Genomic DNA, 20,983 nt, shown 5'->3' with positions numbered 1-20,983 from the left:
AGCCTTAATTCACGCTGCTTAGCCGCACACCAACCCTGCCCACAGAGCATTTATTATTTGGGGCACTATCTACAAACTGGGGCAACTAGCTACCTGTACCCTCAGAAAGCTGCACGATCTGGGCATTTATCTGCCTACTGCGTCCGTTTAGTACTGGCAAACTCCTAACTGAACTTAACAGATCAGTGAGGAAGCAAACGATGAACCCAACTACACAATCACCCTCAAACTCAGCACACCCAGCTCGTCAGCAGCGGATTTTGCGCTTGCCCGAGGTAAAGGCCAAAACAGGCTTTGGCCGCAGCACCATTTATGCCTTGATGGCCAACGGTGAATTTCCGCGATCCATTCGTATTGGGGCGCGTGCCGTGGGCTGGTTAGAAAGCGATATCGACCAGTGGATTGAAACCCGCCGTATCGGTGCTGCTTATGGCCGTGGATAAACCATCAGCATCAAATCCATTATCAGCCAGTGAGATGTATAGCAACGAGCCAACATTACCGGCTGGTTTTGCCTATAACGCGCAAAACTGGCTGGTGATGCAACCGGCAGGGCAAGATAGCCCAGTTAAAATCTGCTCTTGGTTGCAAGTAGCGGCACGCACCCGGGACCCGCAAGGGGACAACTACGGCTATTTATTGCACTGGTTAGACGATGACAATCGCCATCGCTACTGGGCCATGCCCGCAGAACTATTGGCCGGAGACGGCAGCGAGTACCGTCGAATCCTACTCAGTCGAGGCATGCGGCTAAGCAACAGTGTCAAAGCGCGGCAGTTGCTCTCGCTGTTTATTCAACAAATGGGCGAACTGGCCACGCAAAAGGCCATCAGCGTGAACTGCATAGGCTGGCATCACCACGCTTATGTGCATCCGCGCCTCACCTTTTACCCAAGCGAACACAGCAACAACCCGCGCATGGTGCTGCAAACCATGCACCCGATAGAAGGCTTTATTCAACAAGGAAATAGCGACAGTTGGCGGCAGCACGTTGGCCGTTATTGTCTGAATAACCCGCTATTAATCGTTGGTGTCTGCGCTGCATTGGCTGCGCCTTTGTTACACTTGTGTGGGGTTGATGGTTTTGGTTTACACCTCTACGGTGCCAGCAGTACTGGTAAAACCGCAGCGTTGTATCCGGCGTTATCGGTGTGGGGCGAACCTAATCAGCTGCGCCACAGTTGGCGTGCCACGGCCAACGGTTTAGAAGGCACTGCATTAGCCCATAACGATGCCTTGCTGGCGCTCGATGAAATGGGTGAAGTTGACCCCAAAGAGGCAGGCGACGTCGCTTATATGCTTGCCAATGGTCAGGGTAAAACACGAGCAGGCAAATACGGTGAAATGCGTTTACCCGCCCGTTGGCGTTTGGTGTTTTTATCTACTGGTGAAGTGACACTCGAAAGCCACCTTGCCAGTATTGGCAAGCGCGTAAAAGCGGGGCAGCAAGTGCGCGTGATTGATCTCAGTGCCGATGCCGGTGCGCAAATGGGCGTGTTTAACCATAGCCATGGCATGAACGCCGCCGATTTAGCCGACCACCTAAAACAGCAAAGTCGCCAACACTACGGCTGCTTGGCCTTGGACTGGTTACGGTATTTAACGCAGCACAGCGCGCAGGTGCGCCCCGTTTTCCAAAACGTACGCCAACGCTTTTTAGCCAGATTACCAGCCGAGGCTGACGGTCAAGTACGCCGAGTTGCCGAAAAATTTGCCTTACTGGCTAGTGCTGGTTTGTTAGCGATTCAAGCCAAAGTACTCGATTGGCCAGCCCAAAGTGTCGAAGCCGCCTGTTTAAGCCAGCTAAACCAATGGATACTCGCTCGTGGTGGTGTGGCTGCCAATGAAGACCAACAAGCCATTCGCCAGGTGCGCAGTTTTATTGAGCAGCATGGCGAAAGCCGCTTTACGCTTAAACAATCCGGTTACAGCAGCCAAGTACGCCAACGAGCAGGCTGGATAGATACCAGCGGCCCACAAACTCTCTACCTGTTTTACCCAACTGGCTGGCGTGAAGCCACCGAAGGCCTCAGCCCAGATCGCGCCGCCAAAGCGCTGATGGCCGCAGGTTACCTAATCCCCGATGGCAACCGACCACAGCGCAAAGTCAGCCTGCCCGACAACACCCGCCCACGCATGTACTGTGTTAAAGACAGCATTTTGGATGATTAAAGAGGCGATGTACTCTGTGTGTGCTTGTCGCCTTGCAGCGTACCGCCAGTCAACCTAAGAGCTTGGCTAGGTTTTAAAGGCTAAGGCAGACAATACCGCTAGTGTACTGGTTGTGTACTTAGCTATTCGATACAGCGTGCTGACTAAATCAATGCCATTTCCAGTTTATGTTTGCGCTTCACCCAATCTGGTAAAGAGCGTTCGAGTAAGCGATAAAACTCTGGGCCGTGGTTGTGGTGCTCTAGGTGACACAGTTCATGAATGATCACGTACTCAATGCATTCTTTCGGTGCCTTAATTAACTCGCGGTTTAAGGTCAGCGTTCCGCTTTTTGATAGACTGCCCCAGCGCTTTTTGAGTTGCATGATTTTCATGGTGGGTTTATCTGCATCTGAATGTGTGAACTTGTCCCAACAATCCGAAAACACCTTATTTAAATGAAAATCGGCTTTTTCTCGATACCAATCACTAAGTAGGGACTCCACATGGTCTGGTTTACCATTGGCTGACGTTACCCAAAAAAAGCCCGCTTTCAGCGCAACACCGTTGTCACTACCTACTTCAATTTTTAGCCGATACTTCTTACCGAGATACAAATGGCTTTCACCACTGACGTATTTGCGAGAAGGGGTCCTTGGGTCAAACTGGTCAAAGTAGCGAATTTGACGTTTGATCCACCGAGCGCGCTTTTTAACTTTAGCTTCAATGGCCTCACGGTCGGTGCCTTCAGGTGCTTTCACAAAAACTGATTTATCAGGGTGAACTGATATTTCCAGCGACTTGCGTTTAGAAAAAGCCAGCTGGAAGGGGATTTCTCCCCCTCCGTATACGACCGCTAGCCTTTCAGCACTTGCCGCTGGTGCCTCGGCCTGCTTGATGGTTGACGACATCAAGAATGCCTCCGGTGCTTCGCAACTTGCATGGTTTTCTCAATGATTTCGTCCATTTGCTCTAGGCTCAGCGTCACGCCGTACTGCTCTTTGACTTCGTCATAAAGAAAATCGTCAATATCATTCATCGCCGTTTTTTGAACGTCGGCATCGTCCCAAAAATCGACCTTCCAATGATCATCAATGATCTTTTGTATCGCTAACGATGTTTGTGCCGCAATGGCATCAAGTTGAGCATCATCTAACTCGTTGAGTGTTGCCACTTGCTGAAACTGCGGCTTAATCAAGCCAAAGTAGGCACACGCTTCGTCGTTTTCACGAATGCAATCAGGCATATCATCATGCTGCTTCGTGGCCACTTTGTTACGAATATCAATCACTCGGTTGAGATATTCTAAGTCTGAGATGCGCTTGGCCTTAAAGTCATCAATAGCGGCTTGGATCAGCTTCGAAAACTTCTCATAAAACGCAGGGTCTTCGTCCATGTTCTCCGAAATGCTGCGCTTCGTGGCGTGGGCGATGGTGTCCGCTTTTGATGCCGTGGTTTTGGTTTGATAAACCCCTTGCTCTTCTTTCACGGCGGTAAACATTTTTTCATCAAAAATATTCACTGGCTCGTTAAGCTGAGTCACTTCATTGGCCTGAATATGGGTATCCAGCAGCTTTTTAATTTTCGGCTCGTAGTCGCGATAATCAATCGCCTCGGCGTAACGCAACTTAACCGCCGCCTTTAAGTTCTGAAAACGCTTTAAATCGTTTTTATAGGTTTGTAGCTTCTTCTCATCAGAGTTCATGATGAACTGCTCAGACGATAAAGCGATGGCTAAAGATTTACTGTATGCCGATAAACATTCGTAAAACTCTTCACGCAACTCGTCATCTGCCAACAACACCTCATAGGCTTCTTCGTCTTTTGAGTTTTTAACGGCTTTAAACAAATCCCATAAGTCAGAGTAACGCTGTGGCAGTTTAAACACTTCCTCATTGATGGAGGTGAGCGTGCCTGCTAAGTCATCTTCGTCAAACCCTTCAAAGGCTTCATACATGGTTAGGGCTTTATCCAGCTCGCCCAATACGCTGGCATAGTCGATGATATAGCCAAACTCTTTGCCTTCGTAAAGGCGGTTAACCCGAGCGATGGCCTGTAACAGCGTGTGCTCGCGCAGGGTTCGGCATAGATACAGCACGGTGTTGCGCGGAGCATCAAAACCAGTTAATAGCTTATCCACCACAATGAGTATTTCAGGGTCATCGCCGTGTTTAAACTGGTTGATGATTTGCTTGGTGTACTCTTCTTCAGAGCCAAAGCGCTTCATCATTTTATTCCAGAACTTACCCACCTCATCGGTTGGCCCTTCGTCCACTTCGTCGTGGCCTTCGCGGGTATCAGGGCCAGAAATCACTACCTCTGTGGTGACGGTGCCAATCTCTTGCAAAAACTGCTGGTACTTTAATGCCGCCGGTTTGCCTGGGGCAACCAACTGAGCCTTAAAGCCAGTGCCTTGCCAGTTCGCACGAAAATGCTCGCTGATATCAAAGGCGCGCATGTAAATCACCTGATCAGCTTTGTTTAGCATTTCAGCTCGGGCGTATTTCTTTTTAAGGTCGGCCTTTTGCTCTTTGCTTAAATCGGCGGTGTGGCGCTCAAACCAGAGGTCGATAGCCGACTGATTCTGCTCCATCTCAATATGTCGACCTTCGTACAGCAATGGCAATACTGCTTCGTCGGCAACCGCTTGTTTAATGGTGTAGTGCGGCTCAATCAGGCCACCAAACTTGGCAAAGTTGTTCTTTTCTTTTTTCAGTAGTGGCGTACCGGTAAAGCCAAGAAAACAGGCATTGGGCAACATCTGGCGCATTCGGGCCGCCAATGAGCCGAAGTTAGTGCGGTGACTTTCATCGACCAATACAAAAATATCGTGCGACTCATCCACAAACTTCTCGGCCACCCAGCCTTTATCAAATTTGTGGATCAGTGTGGTGATCAGGCCCACTTTGTTTTTCAGGTGCTTAACTAAGTTTCGGCCAGACGTGGCACGCTCGCGGCTTAAACCACAGGCCGCAAAGGTATTGCCCAGTTGTTTATCAAGATCATCCCGGTCGGTAACCAAAATGATCCTGGGGTTGATAAGCAGCGGCTCTAGAGCCATAGCGCGGGTGAGCATCACCATGGTGAGTGATTTCCCCGAACCTTGGGTATGCCAAATAACACCACCTTGGCGGTTTTCTTTTGCACCATTGCCGTTATTGGTCAAACGCTTAATTCGGGCGATCGTCGCTTTAATCACAAAATATTGTTGATAGCGGGCTACTTTCTTAATGCCACCATCAAACAGGGTAAAGCGATACACCATATCTAATAAACGCTCTGGGCGGCACAGGCTGTGAATGGCGTTGTCTTGTTCCGTCACCAAGCGTTTACCTTCCGCCTCTAGCGCATCAAAAAATGGCCGTGCGGCAGCAAACTCGCCACTGAATAGCTGTGCTTTTGTGTCTTCGTCTAGGGCAGTATTGACGCCTTTATCGACATCGGCGGGTTTGTCTTCTTGCTCTTTCCACACGCCCCAGAACTTTTTAGGTGTACCTGCTGTCGCGTATTGGGCGGCGTTTTTATTCACTGCCAACACTTGCTGCACATAAGTAAACAGGCGGGGAATATAGTCATCACCCTGGTTACGAATGTTTTGTGATACCGCTTGCTCTACATCCACTTTGGGTGATTTACATTCAATCACGCTAAAGGGAATACCATTTACAAACAGGACGATATCGGGGCGTACGGTATCGGTGCTGCGCGCGCGCTCAACCGAGAACTCAGCGACTACATGAAAGCTGTTATTGGTAGGCGTTTTCCAGTCGATATAATTGAGGGTAAAGCTTTTTGAGTCCCCCTCAATGGTTTGCTCCATGGCTGAGCCCAAGGTGATTAAATCGTAAATCGACTCATTGGTTTTTTGCAGGCCATCAAACTTAATGTTTTTGAGCTTTTGGATCGCGGTTTGAATGTTCTCTTCGCTAAACAGATACTCGCCACCTTTATAGTTAATGCGATTAATCTTTTTTAGCTGCTGACGTAGCACCCCTTCCAAAATCACATTGGCACTGCGCCCACCCCGTTCAGCCAGCGCCTGCTCTGGGGTGAGGTATTGATAACCTAAATTGATCAACTGTTGCAGGGCTGGGATTTGCGACAAATACTTTTCGTTAAACTCGAAGCCCGAAGGCTCCGAGTTTGCTGTGTAATTGACTGGCGGTGTGCTCATGCGCTTGCCTCCTGATACATATTCTCAGCGACTGGCTGGGAACTGCTCACCTGCCACTCACCAGTAAGCAGCTTTTGCATCAGACCGCGTTTCTGGCTGCGGTATTGTTCTAAGGTCTTTTTGAGTAAACTGATTTCCTTTTGAGCAAGGTTGAGCTTGTAGGTTACGTCTTTTTGCACGTCCATTGCGGGCAATGGGATATCAATTGCGCCAAGATCTTTAAAACTGACTGTCTCACGTACGCTACCCTGAGCACTGTTCTTAATACGTTGGCGTGCTTCACTTGAATTAAGCCAGTGCAAAAAGTAGTCGCTACATACCTTTTTCGTATCTAGTTTAAACACGACGTACATTGGGCTTAAAATGCCGTTTTCCCAGTCATCAAGACGAGCAATAGAGCCTACATTGATTCGAGACGGGTTATAAGCGTATTGGCCTTGTTCAACAACTTTGTAATTTGACACGTTCGCGCTGGCCACGCGTCGCTCAAATTGCTCTTCTGGCAACACAAAGCCACTGTGATTTGTCACGCTTAAAACGCGTTCAATCGTACTGTTTTTGTTGCGTTTAGAAACTTCTGTCATCAAACCAGAAGCCGACGTACGTTTATGACCATCACGGTTGATCAAGTTAGAAGTTAACCACTCAAACTGCTTTTCCTTGGCCGCAATTAACGCCTCCGTTCTTTCGATGGCGTTGTCCCAAAGCTTTGACGCCGATACGATAGACTTTTGGACATCTAAAGAAGGTAGAAGCACAGGGAACTGTTTAAGCTGTGTTGAATTAATACTCGCCAAGTTCGTACTTTGCTTTGAGCAGCTAATAAAATAACGTTTTCCATAGCTACTAGCCGTTAGAATGCTTAGAAATTCAGGCAGTAAAACAGAGGCGTCGGTTCTCACAGAGAACACATGATTCTGGTGAACACATGATTCAATTTCATTATTCCAAACAGTACCACGCCCTAACTTATCGAAGTCACCTCCTTCGGTAAGTAGTACATCACCAGTTTTAAGTGTGTAACGTTCTAAATTTTTCCGCTCGATGGAAATATGTTTAATGACCGAAAGGTCAAGGTGCCCATCTTGCACATTTGCCACTCTTAAATATGGGACTTCGATTGGATCGGTTAATTTTCTAGATGCACTTTTTGAAATTCCGGTTTGAATTTCTGCCACTTTCTCCAATCTTACGGTTTTCCAAGGCGATTTATTCATTGATCACCCTCCAACTTCTTCTGTGCACGTGCTAACTGGGGAATGCCTTTTTCCGGCGTTGGCAAATCCTCTGGCATGGTGCCGCCCAGTTCTTCAATGGTGGCGCGCACTTTGGCACCCACTTCAAAATGGGTTTGATTGGCTTGTCTTTTATTGGCAACCTGATCGCGCTTTAGTTTCTCTTCCGTTTGCGTGGCACGGAACAGGTTAGCGGCAAGCTCGGTACTGCCCATATGGTCGAGGATTTTCTGGCTCTTTTTTAAGCCCTTGTGCTGGTGAATGGCTTTGTTGTCTAACCCACCATACAAGCCTTTGTAGCCATGGTTTTGGAAAATGGCATAGTCCAAACCAGACTCAACACCTGCATCACGTGCCGCCGCAGCCAGCTGCTTGTTGTGGTCGGCTAATTCATTGCGCAGCATTAAGCGTTTTTGGTCTTCATTTAGTTGCTGAAAGCCAGTGTCATCCTGTAGCTCTTGGCGACGAGTCTGAATGGCAAAATAGGTCTGCCCATTGGCGATCACCGGCTTGCTGGCATCACCGTTTTGCACAATGAGGTAACAGGCGTAACGGGAAAGCTGATAATCACGGGTAGTTCGCTTAGCCCCCGAGCCAATATCGACCATTTTTCCCACCTGGGAAAAATGGTCTTCACTCGACTGGCCGGAGCCCTCACAAGCTGTGATCGCTTTTTTGATAACGCGCTCAAACTTGTCCCAAGTACTGTAGTCAAGAACAGTCTGTAACTCTCTGGCATACCAAAACTCGGCGCCTTCCGATTCATGCTTTAAGCTTTCAAAGCTAGTGTGTTCTGGTTGGGTAAGCTGCTTGTTACTCATCGCGCACCTCCCACCATTTTCGTGACGTCACGCAATTGGTTTGTAGTGCCGTACTCACACTTAGACACCATTTTGTTGGCGTCAACAAAATGGTTGTTGTTAGTCATGCTCATTCAGCCACCTCCGTTGTGTTGCTTTGCGCCTCGTTAGGTACGATATCCTTCAACAGCGCCGCCATCTTGCTGCGGACATCGGCAAGTTCGCTTTCAAGGCTGGTGATCTCAGCCTGTACCGCCACAATATCGATCTCTAATTCTTCTTCGAAGGTGTCGACGTAGCGCGGGATATTCAGGTTAAAGTCGTTCTCTTTGATCTCGTCAAAGGTGGCTAAATGGGCGTATTTTTCTACCTCTTCACGGGCTGTTACCGCTGCAACAATTTTGTCTAGGTGTTCATCCAGCAGAATGTTTTGGTTTTTCCCTGCTTGGTAATGGTCTTTGCCGCTGGCATCAACAAATAGCACGTCTTTGCGGTTTTCATTGGCGCCGCCTTTCTCACGCGAGCGATCAAATATCAGGATTGCCACTGGAATGCCGGTACTTGGGAACAAGTTACCAGGTAAACCAATCACGGCATCCAATAAGTTTTCTTCAATCAGTTGCTGACGAATACGGCCTTCGGCTGCGCCTCTAAACAGCACGCCATGTGGCACCACTACGGTAATGCGGCCTTCTTTTTCAACGGCGGCTTCAACCATATGGCTGATAAAGGCAAAGTCGGCTTTTGATTTAGGCGGTAGACCGCGCCAATAGCGGTTGTATCTGTCGGATTCAACGTCTTCTGAACCCCATTTGTCGAGTGAAAACGGCGGGTTGGCAACCACGTTATCAAACTTCATCAGCCTATCGTTTTCGACCAACGCTGGAGAGGTAAGGGTGTTACACCATTCGATACGGGCAGAGTCTGAGCCGTGCAAGAACATATTCATACGCGCCAGCGCCCAAGTACTGCCGTTGACTTCCATGCCGTAGAGTGAGTAATTACGGTCGCCCACTTGGCGTGCGGCTTCAATCAATAGCCCGGCTGACCCACAGGCAGGGTCACAAATACGAGCCCCCGATTTTGGTGCAGACAGACGCGCAACCAGCTCAGAGACTTTATGAGGGGTGTAGAATTCACCTGCTTTTTTACCTGCATCGGAGCCAAAGCGCTCAATAAGGTAGATGTAGGTATTACCAATGACATCTTCAGACACGCGCGACGGGCTCATGTCGAGTGCGGGCTTGTTGAAGTCGTCCAGCAAGGTTTTTAGGCGACGGTTGCGGTCTTTGGTTTTACCCAAGTTGGCTTCGCTATTGAAATCGATGTTACGGAACACGCCTTCTAACTTGGCTTTGTTCGCGGTTTCAATATGCTCTAAAACAATGTTGATCAGCTCGCCAATGTTGGGTTCGTTTTTACGCTCTAACAATGAATAGTAGTTGGCCAAAAAGGTGTCGGTAACAACGGTTTTCTTCTCTTTGGTTACTTTGTCTTCTACTTCTTCTGTGAGTTCAACCATTGGCAGTACAAAACGCTCGCGCTCAAGCTTACGTCTGATACGGACGTCATCGTCACCGTACTGTTTTTTATATTCTGCGTAGTGGTCATTCCATACATCGGAGATGTATTTTACGAACAGCATTACTAGGATGTAGTCTTTATATTGCGCAGGGTCTACCGCGCCACGGAAAGTGTCGCATGCAGCCCATGCTGCATTGTTAATGTCTTTTTGCTGAATTTTATCGCTCATGCTCTTGTTCATTAATTCGCCCTCAAATTTGGTCAGTGTCTATAAGGCGGGGCAGGCTATACCGGTAGCGCCCCGCTAGCTGTAAGTTAAAAGGTTAAGAATCGAGTACGGCTGATTGAGTCCAGGTAATCGACCGCCCAAATGGAGGGTAAATCGATGTACTGTCCTTTATGGTGTACCGTGCAATGACTTCACCTTGCTCGTTTAGCTCTTCACATTCATATGTATCAGTGTCTTGGCCTTTTCGTTGCGACCACTGACTACTTACGATGTTGAGGATATGCGATTCAGGTACACCTATTTTCTTTTTGTATTCATCACTCATAAGGGCTCCTATCCTTTAATGTCTTTTGGGTCGTTACCGTGACTATCTTTGCGTTGTATCTGGCCGTCTTTGCCATGAATAAACAGCTCAGTGCCTTCACGCTTGCTTTGTTCGCGCGCCGCAGCTTCGGCTTCTTTTTTGGTGCTGTGTACGCTTGAAGCGCGTTCTGCACCGCCTTTTTTGTTCGCCCATCCATCAGGATGTGGTACGACATGTCGGGTATTGCCCTTGCTTGATGATGTATTCTTTGCCATAATTTTGGCTCCTGTTTTTTGAAATGAAACGTGGATTAAAGTTTTGCTAAAAGTGCTGTCACACTTTCGGCTCGTCTAACCCCAGTAACTGTCATTACTGGGTATTCACTGCTAAATTCATTAATATTGCGTCAGTTAACACCTCCTTCTTCTTGGCTAATGCATTCATTAGCTTCTGTTCGTTGATGGATAATTGGTAAATCTCAATAATCTTTTTCTGCACATCGAGACTAGGGACTACTATCTCCAGATCCTCAAGTGCAGGTTTGCCAATCATTCTTACCGCCGTGCCTGTTGCCTTACTCTGCAATACTGCTTGTGAAGTCGGTTGATTAATAAACCAGCATAAATACGCAGGCATAACCGAATCACTTTCAACTCGAATTCGCAACAGTGGCGCAGCGATAACAGCATCATTCAACTCTTGGTCAATCAATGCTGCCGTATTAGTTTGACCTCTAGAGCGAAATGCTAAGTCGTTATGTTTAACTCTGTGATGATCCTTTAAGTCCTGCATAGCAACCTGCACTAGCTCTTGGGCATTAACTCGGTTATCTTCAGTAAGATCCTTCATCTGAATAACAGAGATATTTCCATTAGCGTCTGGCTCAAGCTTTGACCTAAAAGAGTGTCCCATCTGTACAGAGGCAATTTTTTTCAAATTAACTTTCATTGTCACCTCAAATGCGCTGTAATGGCGTTCCTGCAACTTTTGAGTAAGCTTAAGCTTGGATTCATAAGTTGTCAATAATTAATTTTGAAAAAACGCCGTTACTGTATTTTTTTGTGGTGAAGTTTGGAAATGCTTGAATTGACCAGACACTAGGCAGTATTGAGAGGGAAGAATGATCGTTGTCTGGTACCGACATTTATGTCGGTACCAGGTATCTTGCTGATAAAAAAGAGTTAATTATTAAAAATCATATAATCAAGCAGGTAGAGCTGTACAAAACGCAACCATCTGGAAATTCTGAATAGTTCAAAGTGAAGCCTGAGTAAAACCTAAGAGAGACCGCTCTAGCCAAAAATATCGAGCTATTTGGCGTTTTTGATATTAAAATCGCATCAACAACACCCCTCCCGCTACCCGTTAGATCAGCGCCCCGCGAGGGGTTACTCTTTTTTCAGGCTTCTAACTTTTTGGTACCGTAATGAGTTACGGCACCAAAATTCGCTTTAATCCACACATCATTCTCCGGCCCACAAAGGTGGCGCAACAGCGCTAGGTTGATTTGGCGGCTGATCACGTTGCCGTTTCGTTTTTGGATTTCTTTTTTCAAACCTCTCAGTAATAACCCTGTACATGATTTTCCTATTTGCTCCGGCGAACTGGGCAGGCAAAAGCCGCGGTTTTGCTGTTTGGGGTGCAAGGTAGTGCGTTTTCCTGTTTTAGATAAAGGCGAAATGCACCAAAAGATACAGGCGTTGGCAGGTGTGTTTGCGTGCAATGTGTTGGTTTGACTTGTGCCATTCCTGTCTGTCGGTAATAAATGTGCCGGTAACAAATGAGCTGGCAACAAAACTAGCCCGCCTTGCGCGTGGCCATCAACCTCAGGTAAAGGCAACCAATACAGGTTTGGCCATTGCTCGGGGCTTTGCCACTTTTCCACGATCACTTGTGCGCCAATGCTATTCAGCCATTGGTGAATGGGGCAGCCAGGATGCACCTGCTTAACGCGCGGTAACTGGTAGGTCAGCCAGCGGGTTAAGCGTTCGGCGGCATTCTCGCACTGGCTCAATGCTGGGTAGAGGGTAAACGCGCCATGCCCAACGAGTAAAGCGACCACCTGCTGTATCCATTCTCTATCCCAATTGTTGCCACTTGCCCATAACACGTCACTTATCACCTTGTTGGTTTTTCATGTCGTCTATTTTCAGTCGTCGGGTGCAGACGCGGTGGTGAAATAGATGAAAGAAATGGCCATCAAACTCACCAGTCAAATAAGTTTTTTCTGATGACCTGTGCGCGGCTAACTGTTTGATATACATGGTCCAATACGGCGCTGTTTGGCGGCATTTGGCTAGTGCAAAAAAATCGAGACGCCAAACAATCGTTTGCATTCTGGGTTTAAAAAATCAAACGGTTTGTACGTTGGAGTCGAGGTTGGTTTAGGGGGCAAAAAGTGCCAAACCTTGCTTTGTGCCAGTACCGGCAAGGCCTAGCAGCGTTGGATTTCAATCGAGACGCCAAACAGTAAATGGGCTAATTTCCCTGTTTGGCGTTTCGATCCAAAAGCCAAACGGATAGTGGTTTTGGCGTAAGGGGGTAAAGGCATGGGGAAATGTTTAATCAAGTGCTGCTGTTTCTTTTGACTTGGTATTTGTTGAAGAGGTGTTTTCCAACTTCAGTGAAGGTTGCTTGTTACTGTTGTAATCAATGTACTCAAGGGCGTACCCCATTGCCTTGTAGCTTTTCTCGCGTTTTTTAAACATGCGTTGCAGCATAGGGAGGGCGCAGTCCACATAGTCGTGAATGGTCACTTGTGTTTTTCCTTCCGATTCACGATGAATACGACCGGCATATTGGGCCAATGTGCCTTTCCATGCGATTGGCATGGCCAAAAACAACGTATCCAGTCTTGGTAGGTCAAATCCTTCGCCTACATATTTTCCTGTTGCGACGACAACTTGAGCCGATTGCAGATGATTGTCAGCGTTCTTGCGTTCCGCAGCTTTCATGGCGCCTTTAAGTACGACAGTGCTTATACCCATTTCGGTAAGTCGTGAGTGTATGGATTCTGCGTGCTCTCTACGCTCTGTAAGGACTAACGGGTGTCCGCCATTTTGAACACACTCGTAGGCGTCTGAGACGATTTTTGACGTGCGCTGTTCGTTATCGACGAGCCAGCGGTAGGCATCGCTTATTTTTGGACGCTCACCTGTTGTTAATAGCTCTGCTGACGGTACATCGTAGAGCTGATGAATCATCACGGTTTGAGTAAATTGCTCATCAGGGCTTTGTTTCACTTTGTAGCGAATTGGCCCTGCTGTCATAAAAATGATCTTTTGATGACCATCTTGTCGCTCTGGTGTTGCTGTTAGGCCCAACACATATTTTGCTCTTACCTCGTTGAGTACCATTTCAAACCTTGGCGCAGACAGATGGTGGCATTCGTCAACAATAATGTGGCCGTAGTCTTGGATGAGAGGGGAGATAGAGTTGTCTTTTTTATCGACCAAGCTTTGGTAGGTGGCTATGTCGATAATGCCACTCGGCTTTCTTTTACCTCCGCCTATACTGCCAATGGTTACTTCGGGTAGGAACGTGCGTAAGCGCTCTTGCCATTGTTCGAGCAGTTGTCGGCTATGAACCAGTATTAGGGTATTTACTTTGCGTTTTACGATCATACCAATGGCTGTAACCGTTTTTCCAAATGCGGTGGGTGCATGCAAAATACCGAAGTCATGTTTAGATATTGCGGCCACTGCGTCTCGCTGGTTCTTTCGCAAAGTGAACTCGGGGGTAAGTTTTAATAATGGTTTGCCGGTTTCACACTTATCGTCAAATAGTGGCGAAATATTGTGCTCTTGTAGCAAAGCAATCGCGTCATCGAGACAGCCTCGCGGTAGTGCTAGATAACCGTTTTCAATACGAGCACAGGAAATAAACCTCGGAATGCCATGGGTTGAAAAGCGCAACGCTTGTGTTTTAAAAAACACAGGATTAGAAAAACTTGCTAATCGCTTTAGTCCTGCCAGTAGTGGCCCAGGTAACTCGCTCATCAAAAAGTAGATATGGTTGGCCAAGGTAATAGTCACGCTTTTCGGCAAAGACTCTAATTTTATTGGTGCGGCTTTGGCTGTGATTTCCCAAGGAGGGCGGTTGTCTGTTAGACCCTGTTCGGACAGCAATAGGGTATTGGGTGAAATGGTTGTTATGAGTTGATCAATGCTCGACTGAGTAAGCGTTTTAAGCTCAGCAAGGTACCGCCATTGATCATCGATAGCATTCAAATCACGGTCAACAAAGCAACTACACCCTGAAAGGCGAGCCTCCTTTTGAAGTGGTAGTGCAATGAGATTGCCAAACCCGCCTTCAGGAAGGACATCTTGGTTAGGAAATAGCCTGTCATAGGAGTCAAACGATAGATTTGGAAATATTTCCATGGCTTTATCAAGCAAAGCGAAACCAAGTGTCCGAGCCTGGTTAGCGGGGATATTGGTTTCAAAAAATATCCATAAGTGCGCCCCGTTGCCAGAGCGCGAGATTTCTATCGCGTGGGGAATATCAAACGCTTGGCACGCTTTGGACATTGCTTTGACTTCTTGTTGCCAACAGCCTTTGTCAAAATCGGCTGCCAACAAATAGCACGTATTATCTTTCATTAAGGGATACAGCCCGACCACTTGATGACCGGCAAGGTGCCTGTAAATAATGCGCTCGTTTAGTTCGCTAAACTTTCGGTGTGAACAGTCTTGGCATTTAATGCGGGGTTTGTTGCAAACCCCGTTTACCCATTCATTATCACAGGCTACGGAGTAGCCACTTCGGCCCTGTTGGTTTTGCCAACGATTGGCAAAGATATCCTCTCGTCCACGAAATCGTTGTCTGAACAGGGCGACCTTTTGTGCTGGCGTGAATGTCTGTACTGAACGCTCGTTTTGAGCGCTACGCAAAGCCTCTCTTAATGCGAGAAGCTGCTGCTTTTCGTTTTCAAGCTCAGCTAGCCTGTTATCAATAGCAGAAATGTTTGGGTAGCGAGCATCATTCATAACAAACTAATTTTGATTCGAAGCACTATGAAGCGCGAACTTGCGGTGGCTTGATCAGCGACTCTGCTGGAATACCTAACCCTTCATGAAGTTTCCAAATCATTTTTAGCGTGAGTGATCGCTTATGGTTTAGGATTTCATAAACACGATTGCTTTTACCTATCATGGGTTCAAGATCTTTAACCGTTAAGCCTTTGCGCTCCATCTCAAACTTTATTGCCTCAACAGGGTCTGGCAAATCCATTGGAAAATGCTTTGCTTCGTAGGCCTCGACTAACGTAACCAAAATGTCCAGCTTTTCGCCTTCAATGGTATCTGGCTCCGCCATCATTAGGTTTTCGATGTCGTTTAATGCCGCGCGGTAGTCGGCATCTGTTTTAATAGGTCTGATGTCCATTATATTTACCTCTTGTTACTACCTTTTGGCTTCAAATCGTTTGCACATCAATTTGATCGTATTGTGCATGGCTGCCGATAAACCGTATGTAAACCACCTTGTAGGCATAATTGATCCAAACGACTAATCGGTATTTATTACCGGCAATGTTAAACACGACACGCCCATCTTTGAGGATGCTGGCATTTCTAAAGTCCTGTTTCACATCCGCCGGTGATCCCCAATCAGCGTTTAATGCATGCCTATACCACGCTAACGTTGGCTCTTTAGCGTCAATGTATTCTGGGCTGTCTTCCCAAAATGTTTTTAAGGTTGATAGTGCGATAATTCTCATAAATAGATGTTAGTCCCATATTGGGACTTTTGCAAGTTTGGCATTTTTGATGCGGTTAGGAGTTTTTACCGCATCCCCAATTGCCCCATTCCTTGGGGCGGTTCAAATCCCTCTTATTCACCTTCTAAAGCTTGTGGTATCAAGTGTTGCCCCATTGTCCCAACTGCCCACAGTAAGTGAGCAAATGGGGGCTTGCTAATTTCGCCTGATTGGCTTTTTTGGCATACGGCTGCGTTTGCCATCGAAGAACGCCAATACTCTGAACCAATAGAGTGATTCTTCATAACCTAGGCTGTGCGTTGGGCGTGCAGGCGGGATGAGTCCTAGTTTACGTCCTAGGCTGACAATCACGTAGAATGTGAGTTTTAGCGTCAGCCACGGGGCGAGAACCACCAATGTCGTCAGGCAATATCGGGTAAGTGCGTAGCCTAAGCCATGAGATTGTTCGAGTAAGGCAATGCCAATACACCAACCAAGGCCTGCCAGCATGGCTATTGGAAAGGTAATGGGGGCGAGTCGCATCATCAGTTGCATGTTAACGTCCTCCTGTGTGGTGTTGTGAAGAGGGCTCAAAGTTCACTAGTGGTTCAACCACATCAGCCACGGTTTGATGGGCAATTCGGCGCTCTTCAAAGTAATCGTGGCGGTCGTAGATGCCCTCAACGCCTTTTAGCTTATGGTTAAGACAGCGTTCTGCCACGTTGCCTGCAATGCCCAAAGAGGCGGCAAGGCTGCGAAAGGTGCGGCGTAAATCGTGTACGGTGAAGTGTTCCAGTTTGCCCATTTTATTGGGAGGCTGTTTTTTGCGCCCAGGCTCGCGACCAAAGAGTTTAGAAATGGCCCGGTTTAGCGTATCTGGCCCCATATGTGGACGATGGCTTGCTCGTCTGGCAGGGAAAACATAAGGCGAGCCACAAGCGCGGATTTGCAGCTCGTTAAACCAAGCAATGGCTTGGCGCGGTAAGGGGATGCTGATTGGCACGCCAGTCTTACTGCGCTCTTTGGGAAGATCCCATACGCCCGTGGTTAAATCCATTTCACGCCACATGGCTTCGCACAGTTCGCTTTTGCGTACGCCCAACACCAAAAACAGACAGCAAGCGAGGTAGTTGTCGCGGCCAAAGCTATTGATATGGGTATGAAACACGCTAAAGGCGTAGTGAATTTCCTCTTTGCTGAGCATTCTGTCTTTACTGGACTCCACGCCACCAGCATCGTCCACGGTAAATGCTGCGGCGGGGTTGTTCAGCGTTAAGTCTAGCTTTATCGCATGTCGAAACAGCTGCTTCATGTACATCAAGGTATCGTTGGCAATGGTAGGGCGGTTACTTTCTCGAATGCGCTCTAATACTTCGCGCACGTCGCGTGCGGTCACCTCAGCAATACACTTAATGCCAATGACTGGGCTTATGTCTTTGGTGTAAACCCGATACGGAATCTTGGGATGCTTTAGTCGTCGACTCAGATCGGTTCGATACCAGTCATGGAACAGTTGATCCACGGTTTCAATCTCAGGTAACTCGATTTTCTGTTTTTCCAGAAGAGGATCGATGCCGTCACGTACTTCCTTTCGAAAGTATGCGGCGGCAATTCTGGCGTCTGCCAACGACATTAAAGGAAATTGCCCCAAGGTTGCTTCTCGTCTTCCTTTGGCTGTGGTGTAGCGGATCATCCAATAAGGCGAGCCTTGTTTGCGGACGCAAAAGTATAGCCCTTCACCGTCTGAGTATTTTTTTGGTTCGGCTTTGCTGTATGCAATAACCTGTTTTGCTGTGAGTTTTCCCATGTTTACTCCATAGTTGCTGAAATAATGGAGGGGGCAATAATGGCTGCCCACCACCGATTTGCTTATTGAATCAGCAGCTAACCTGTTGTGGTGGCGAGTTAAATGCGAGAATTAGGCAACTTACTGCCCACCAATTTGCTCACCGCAAAACGCTTATTGAGCCAAAATGAGGGGGCTGCCCACCATTCTGCCCACCACTAAACAGGTAGTTGGTAACGGACATCTGCAAACTGATTTGGACGGGAAAAATAAAAAAGCCCTGTATTTTCAATGCTCTTCACAAGGTAATACAGGGCTTCTAAGACATTCTTGGACGGGTGAAAAATCTATTCGATGTTTTGGATCTGCTCGCGCATCTGCTCAATCAAGACTTTCAATTCCACCGCACTGTTGGTTGTCTCAACCACAATAGACTTAGAAGACAGCGTGTTGGCTTCGCGGTTGAGTTCTTGCATTAGGAAGTCTAGGCGGCGGCCGATTGGGCCTTTTTCTTTGAGCTGGCGGCGGACTTCTTTGGTGTGGGTCGCTAGGCGATCCACTTCTTCGGCGACGTCGGCTTTTTGTGCCAGCATGACGATTTCCGCTTCGACACGCATTGGGTCTAGCTCGACTTTTGCCGCTTCGAGCTTATCCAGTAGGTTTTGCTTTTGCGCGGCGATGATCGTTGGTAGTTTCTCTTTTACATCGGCCACGATGGCATCGATACTGTCTAGGCGCTCTTTGATGATGGCGTTAAGTTGTTCGCCTTCGCGTTGACGTACACTGATCATGTCGTCTAAGGCTTTGTTAAATAAAGCGATTACGGCTTTTTTCACTTCGTCGGCATCGGCGCTTTCATCGCTTAGAATGCCTGGCCATTGTAGGATTTGCAGTGGTGAAGGCGTTTTGATGCCATCGAACCAAGTGCCAAGTTCTTTCACGGCGTTGGCTAGCGCTTGGGCGTTTTCGGCATTGATGTTAAGGCCTTTGGCAGCGGTATCTTCGGCGTAAAAACGTAGCTGGCATTCCACTTTACCGCGGTTTAGCTTTTTACGTAGGCTGTCACGGAAGCCAAATTCCAATTCACGGAATTGTTCCGGTAGGCGGAAGTGTGGCTCAAGGTAACGTTGGTTTACTGAGCGGATTTCCCAGCTGATGGTGCCCCAGTCGTATACGGCTTCTTGGCGCGAGAACGCGGTCATGCTTGCAGTCATGTTGATTCCTAACAGCGAAATAAAAGATGCGGTTAGTGTAACCTAAGACTGACTTTCCCGTCAGGATGGGCAGTCATTTTTGCCAAGGTTCGTTATAATCACGGTTTTAGAAACGAATAACAGTGAGACTTTTATGCGTCCAAGCGGTAGAGCAGCAGATCAATTACGTCCAATGAAATTTACGCGTAACTTTACAAAGCACGCGGAAGGTTCCGTATTAGTGGAATGCGGTGATACCAAAGTGATTTGTACTGCAACGGTTGTGCAAGGCGTACCACGTTTCTTGAAAGGCAAAGGCCAAGGTTGGATCACAGCAGAATACGGCATGTTGCCACGCTCGACCCACAGCCGCATGGACCGTGAAGCGGCGCGCGGCAAACAAGGTGGCCGTACCGTGGAGATTCAACGTTTGATCGGTCGTTCTCTACGCGCCGCTCTGGATCTGAAAAAGCTGGGCGAATACACGATCACGATTGACTGTGATGTGATTCAAGCCGACGGTGGCACTCGTACGGCATCGATCTCTGGTGGTTTCGTGGCCCTAGCGGACGCGGTGAAAACACTGGTTGAAAGCAAGAAAGTCAAAGAGAACCCAATCGTATCGCAGATCGCGGCGATCTCTGTGGGCGTTTACCAAGGCACGCCAGTATTGGATTTGGATTACCCAGAGGATTCCAGTGCGGAAACGGATATGAATGTGATCATGAACGATAAAGGCGGATTTATCGAGATCCAAGGCACGGCAGAAGGCGAAGCGTTCAGCGATGAGCATATGATCGGCATGTTGTCTGTTGCGCGCAAAGGTATCAGCGAAATCATGGAAATGCAGCGTGAAGCCCTGTTCCAAGAAGCTTAATCTATCGCTAGATAGGTGATCAAAGGGAGCGCTATTCGCTCCCTTTTTTGTGCTTAGTGACTGTGTGAGTTGTATTGCTATATGAATTGCACCTTATTGTACGTTTTTCAAACAGTCTAATGTGCCATCCTGAATCCCTTAAAAGGGAGATACGCAATGAACAAAAAGAATAAACTCGCGTTAGTCGTAGGGTTAAGTTGCTCCATTCAGGTGATGGCGGATACAACGCTGACGGGAGGGTGGCAAATTCACGATATGAACTTGGCCTCAAGCAGCACCTCTGAAGCCATAGAAAAAGTAGTGAAAGAGATGAATTTCTTCGTGCGTAGTATTGCTCGATCACGTTTGGAGGAAGAAGCGCAGGTGTGTCAGCGATGGTCTTTGTTGCTAACAGAGCAAACCTTCAAATGGCAATGTACAGACGGCCCACAATGGACAGTAAATACGCACTCGAATACCAAGCTGAAAGGTGATGATGGCAGGGAAATTCAGGCCAGTTTTAGTCAAGTCGGGGATCGCGTTTCTGTGACGTTACAATCCGAGCGAGGCACGCGTACTCACAGCTGGGAAGAAAGGGGCGATGAGATGAAGTACTTCTCAACTCTAATGTCTGAAAAACTACCAAAACCGTTAGAGTGGTCGCTAGATTATCAGCGTTTAGCTCAATAAAAAGCGAGCTTGTGCTCGCTTTTTATAAGACTGACTGCTACCTGTTTTATTTTAACTTGCAGGTGTTGATGCCGAGCAGTGTGTATAAGCCGCAGAAGTTAAAAATGCCCGTCGCGAGAATAATAATACCCACATATCCCCACACACCGACGACTCCGAAAAACGCCAGTGCGATCAGCGCTACACCCAAAACAATACGCAGTACTTTATCTAAACCACCTACATTTGATTTCATAACCGCTTCCTCTAGAAGTGTTGTTTATGAAAAGAGTATAAAGAATTATTTAATATTAGATAAGTCTAATTTTGTGTGTTACCGACTTGGATCAAAAAAGCCAAAGCG

20 protein-coding genes are annotated in these 20,983 nt (G+C 47.5%); 4 read left to right on the top strand and 16 right to left on the bottom strand.

Annotated elements, in window-relative coordinates; all coding sequences use genetic code 11:
- The first annotated feature begins 200 nt into the window (after positions 1 to 200).
- Both JHD44_RS10710 and JHD44_RS10705 read left to right on the top strand, forming a co-directional pair.
- Positions 201 to 443 carry a helix-turn-helix transcriptional regulator gene (locus tag JHD44_RS10710; protein WP_199462747.1) on the top strand — a complete coding sequence of 81 codons (243 nt, stop codon included), beginning with the start codon at positions 201 to 203 and terminating at the stop codon, positions 441 to 443.
- Positions 430 to 2,172 carry a DUF927 domain-containing protein gene (locus JHD44_RS10705; RefSeq protein WP_199462746.1) on the top strand — a complete coding sequence of 581 codons (1,743 nt, stop codon included), beginning with the start codon at positions 430 to 432 and terminating at the stop codon, positions 2,170 to 2,172. Before JHD44_RS10710 ends, JHD44_RS10705 begins: the two co-directional genes overlap by 14 nt.
- 143 nt (positions 2,173 to 2,315) lie before the next feature.
- Here the strand turns inward: JHD44_RS10705 and JHD44_RS10700 are convergent, their stop codons facing one another.
- The 15 genes from JHD44_RS10700 to JHD44_RS10630 all read right to left on the bottom strand — a co-directional run bounded on the left by JHD44_RS10700 (position 2,316) and on the right by JHD44_RS10630 (position 19,115).
- The gene (locus JHD44_RS10700; protein ID WP_199462745.1) at positions 2,316 to 3,062 is read right to left on the bottom strand and encodes a M48 family metallopeptidase; all 747 of its coding nucleotides are present in this window, start codon (positions 3,060 to 3,062) and stop codon (positions 2,316 to 2,318) included.
- Positions 3,062 to 6,325 carry a type I restriction endonuclease subunit R gene (locus JHD44_RS10695; protein ID WP_199462744.1) on the bottom strand — a complete coding sequence of 1,088 codons (3,264 nt, stop codon included), beginning with the start codon at positions 6,323 to 6,325 and terminating at the stop codon, positions 3,062 to 3,064. The genes JHD44_RS10700 and JHD44_RS10695 overlap by 1 nt, the downstream gene beginning before the upstream one ends.
- A complete protein-coding gene (locus JHD44_RS10690) occupies positions 6,322 to 7,542 on the bottom strand; it encodes a restriction endonuclease subunit S (RefSeq protein ID WP_199462743.1) in 1,221 nt (406 codons plus the stop codon). The genes JHD44_RS10695 and JHD44_RS10690 overlap by 4 nt, the downstream gene beginning before the upstream one ends.
- A complete protein-coding gene (dinD, locus tag JHD44_RS10685; RefSeq protein WP_199462742.1) occupies positions 7,539 to 8,381 on the bottom strand; it encodes a DNA damage-inducible protein D in 843 nt (280 codons plus the stop codon). The genes JHD44_RS10690 and dinD overlap by 4 nt, the downstream gene beginning before the upstream one ends.
- Positions 8,382 to 8,490: 109 nt before the next feature.
- The gene (locus JHD44_RS10680; protein ID WP_199462741.1) at positions 8,491 to 10,113 is read right to left on the bottom strand and encodes a type I restriction-modification system subunit M; all 1,623 of its coding nucleotides are present in this window, start codon (positions 10,111 to 10,113) and stop codon (positions 8,491 to 8,493) included.
- Positions 10,114 to 10,207: 94 nt separating this feature from the next.
- The gene (locus tag JHD44_RS10675; RefSeq protein WP_077578216.1) at positions 10,208 to 10,438 is read right to left on the bottom strand and encodes a hypothetical protein; all 231 of its coding nucleotides are present in this window, start codon (positions 10,436 to 10,438) and stop codon (positions 10,208 to 10,210) included.
- Between the two features lie 8 nt (positions 10,439 to 10,446).
- Positions 10,447 to 10,692 (bottom strand): DUF2188 domain-containing protein, encoded by a 246-nt coding sequence (locus JHD44_RS10670; protein ID WP_077578217.1) that lies wholly within the window; start codon positions 10,690 to 10,692, stop codon positions 10,447 to 10,449.
- A 94-nt stretch (positions 10,693 to 10,786) separates the two neighbouring features.
- On the bottom strand, positions 10,787 to 11,365 hold the full coding sequence (locus JHD44_RS10665; RefSeq protein ID WP_199462740.1) for a restriction endonuclease subunit S: 579 nt from the start codon (positions 11,363 to 11,365) through the stop codon (positions 10,787 to 10,789).
- A gap of 451 nt (positions 11,366 to 11,816) precedes the next feature.
- Positions 11,817 to 12,479, bottom strand: coding sequence for a hypothetical protein (locus JHD44_RS10660; RefSeq protein WP_325097082.1), 663 nt, complete (start codon positions 12,477 to 12,479; stop codon positions 11,817 to 11,819).
- A gap of 499 nt (positions 12,480 to 12,978) precedes the next feature.
- Entirely contained in the window at positions 12,979 to 15,405 is a 2,427-nt protein-coding gene (locus tag JHD44_RS10655) for a TOTE conflict system archaeo-eukaryotic primase domain-containing protein (RefSeq protein ID WP_199462739.1), read from the bottom strand.
- A 25-nt stretch (positions 15,406 to 15,430) separates the two neighbouring features.
- On the bottom strand, positions 15,431 to 15,802 hold the full coding sequence (locus JHD44_RS10650; protein ID WP_000354813.1) for a helix-turn-helix domain-containing protein: 372 nt from the start codon (positions 15,800 to 15,802) through the stop codon (positions 15,431 to 15,433).
- A gap of 31 nt (positions 15,803 to 15,833) precedes the next feature.
- Complete coding sequence (locus tag JHD44_RS10645) at positions 15,834 to 16,136, bottom strand: type II toxin-antitoxin system HigB family toxin (RefSeq protein ID WP_001219934.1); 303 nt, start codon at positions 16,134 to 16,136, stop codon at positions 15,834 to 15,836.
- Between the two features lie 195 nt (positions 16,137 to 16,331).
- Complete coding sequence (locus tag JHD44_RS10640) at positions 16,332 to 16,670, bottom strand: hypothetical protein (RefSeq protein WP_199462738.1); 339 nt, start codon at positions 16,668 to 16,670, stop codon at positions 16,332 to 16,334.
- A gap of 1 nt (position 16,671) precedes the next feature.
- Complete coding sequence (locus JHD44_RS10635; protein WP_199462737.1) at positions 16,672 to 17,922, bottom strand: tyrosine-type recombinase/integrase; 1,251 nt, start codon at positions 17,920 to 17,922, stop codon at positions 16,672 to 16,674.
- 326 nt (positions 17,923 to 18,248) lie between these two features.
- A complete protein-coding gene (locus tag JHD44_RS10630) occupies positions 18,249 to 19,115 on the bottom strand; it encodes a YicC/YloC family endoribonuclease (protein WP_199462736.1) in 867 nt (288 codons plus the stop codon).
- Positions 19,116 to 19,248: 133 nt separating this feature from the next.
- Between JHD44_RS10630 and rph the strand changes: the two genes are divergently transcribed.
- Positions 19,249 to 19,971, top strand: coding sequence for a ribonuclease PH (gene rph, locus JHD44_RS10625; protein ID WP_199462735.1), 723 nt, complete (start codon positions 19,249 to 19,251; stop codon positions 19,969 to 19,971).
- Positions 19,972 to 20,127: 156 nt separating this feature from the next.
- Positions 20,128 to 20,640, top strand: coding sequence for a hypothetical protein (locus JHD44_RS10620; RefSeq protein ID WP_199462734.1), 513 nt, complete (start codon positions 20,128 to 20,130; stop codon positions 20,638 to 20,640).
- A gap of 46 nt (positions 20,641 to 20,686) precedes the next feature.
- Here the strand turns inward: JHD44_RS10620 and JHD44_RS10615 are convergent, their stop codons facing one another.
- Entirely contained in the window at positions 20,687 to 20,875 is a 189-nt protein-coding gene (locus JHD44_RS10615; RefSeq protein WP_199462733.1) for a YgaP family membrane protein, read from the bottom strand.
- Positions 20,876 to 20,983: the final 108 nt, after the last annotated feature.

Origin of the sequence: Marinomonas ostreistagni (assembly GCF_016461785.1) — a bacterium.
GTDB classification, from domain to species: Bacteria; Pseudomonadota; Gammaproteobacteria; order Pseudomonadales; family Marinomonadaceae; genus Marinomonas; species Marinomonas ostreistagni_A.
This window is presented reverse-complemented; position numbering and strand designations above follow the sequence as displayed.

What these genes read in the sequence shown, in the direction of transcription:
- JHD44_RS10710 (WP_199462747.1), top strand. Translation starts at nt 201, where the DNA reads ATGAACCCAACTACACAATCACCCTCAAACTCAGCACACCCAGCTCGT.
- JHD44_RS10680 (WP_199462741.1), bottom strand. Translation starts at nt 10,113, where the DNA reads ATGAGCGATAAAATTCAGCAAAAAGACATTAACAATGCAGCATGGGCT.
- JHD44_RS10650 (WP_000354813.1), bottom strand. Translation starts at nt 15,802, where the DNA reads ATGGACATCAGACCTATTAAAACAGATGCCGACTACCGCGCGGCATTA.
- JHD44_RS10700 (WP_199462745.1), bottom strand. Translation starts at nt 3,062, where the DNA reads ATGTCGTCAACCATCAAGCAGGCCGAGGCACCAGCGGCAAGTGCTGAA.
- JHD44_RS10690 (WP_199462743.1), bottom strand. Translation starts at nt 7,542, where the DNA reads ATGAATAAATCGCCTTGGAAAACCGTAAGATTGGAGAAAGTGGCAGAA.
- JHD44_RS10615 (WP_199462733.1), bottom strand. Translation starts at nt 20,875, where the DNA reads ATGAAATCAAATGTAGGTGGTTTAGATAAAGTACTGCGTATTGTTTTG.
- rph (WP_199462735.1), top strand. Translation starts at nt 19,249, where the DNA reads ATGCGTCCAAGCGGTAGAGCAGCAGATCAATTACGTCCAATGAAATTT.
- JHD44_RS10655 (WP_199462739.1), bottom strand. Translation starts at nt 15,405, where the DNA reads ATGAATGATGCTCGCTACCCAAACATTTCTGCTATTGATAACAGGCTA.
- JHD44_RS10630 (WP_199462736.1), bottom strand. Translation starts at nt 19,115, where the DNA reads ATGACTGCAAGCATGACCGCGTTCTCGCGCCAAGAAGCCGTATACGAC.
- JHD44_RS10670 (WP_077578217.1), bottom strand. Translation starts at nt 10,692, where the DNA reads ATGGCAAAGAATACATCATCAAGCAAGGGCAATACCCGACATGTCGTA.
- JHD44_RS10640 (WP_199462738.1), bottom strand. Translation starts at nt 16,670, where the DNA reads ATGCAACTGATGATGCGACTCGCCCCCATTACCTTTCCAATAGCCATG.
- JHD44_RS10645 (WP_001219934.1), bottom strand. Translation starts at nt 16,136, where the DNA reads ATGAGAATTATCGCACTATCAACCTTAAAAACATTTTGGGAAGACAGC.
- JHD44_RS10695 (WP_199462744.1), bottom strand. Translation starts at nt 6,325, where the DNA reads ATGAGCACACCGCCAGTCAATTACACAGCAAACTCGGAGCCTTCGGGC.
- JHD44_RS10675 (WP_077578216.1), bottom strand. Translation starts at nt 10,438, where the DNA reads ATGAGTGATGAATACAAAAAGAAAATAGGTGTACCTGAATCGCATATC.
- JHD44_RS10635 (WP_199462737.1), bottom strand. Translation starts at nt 17,922, where the DNA reads ATGGGAAAACTCACAGCAAAACAGGTTATTGCATACAGCAAAGCCGAA.
- JHD44_RS10620 (WP_199462734.1), top strand. Translation starts at nt 20,128, where the DNA reads ATGAACAAAAAGAATAAACTCGCGTTAGTCGTAGGGTTAAGTTGCTCC.
- JHD44_RS10665 (WP_199462740.1), bottom strand. Translation starts at nt 11,365, where the DNA reads ATGAAAGTTAATTTGAAAAAAATTGCCTCTGTACAGATGGGACACTCT.
- dinD (WP_199462742.1), bottom strand. Translation starts at nt 8,381, where the DNA reads ATGAGTAACAAGCAGCTTACCCAACCAGAACACACTAGCTTTGAAAGC.
- JHD44_RS10705 (WP_199462746.1), top strand. Translation starts at nt 430, where the DNA reads ATGGCCGTGGATAAACCATCAGCATCAAATCCATTATCAGCCAGTGAG.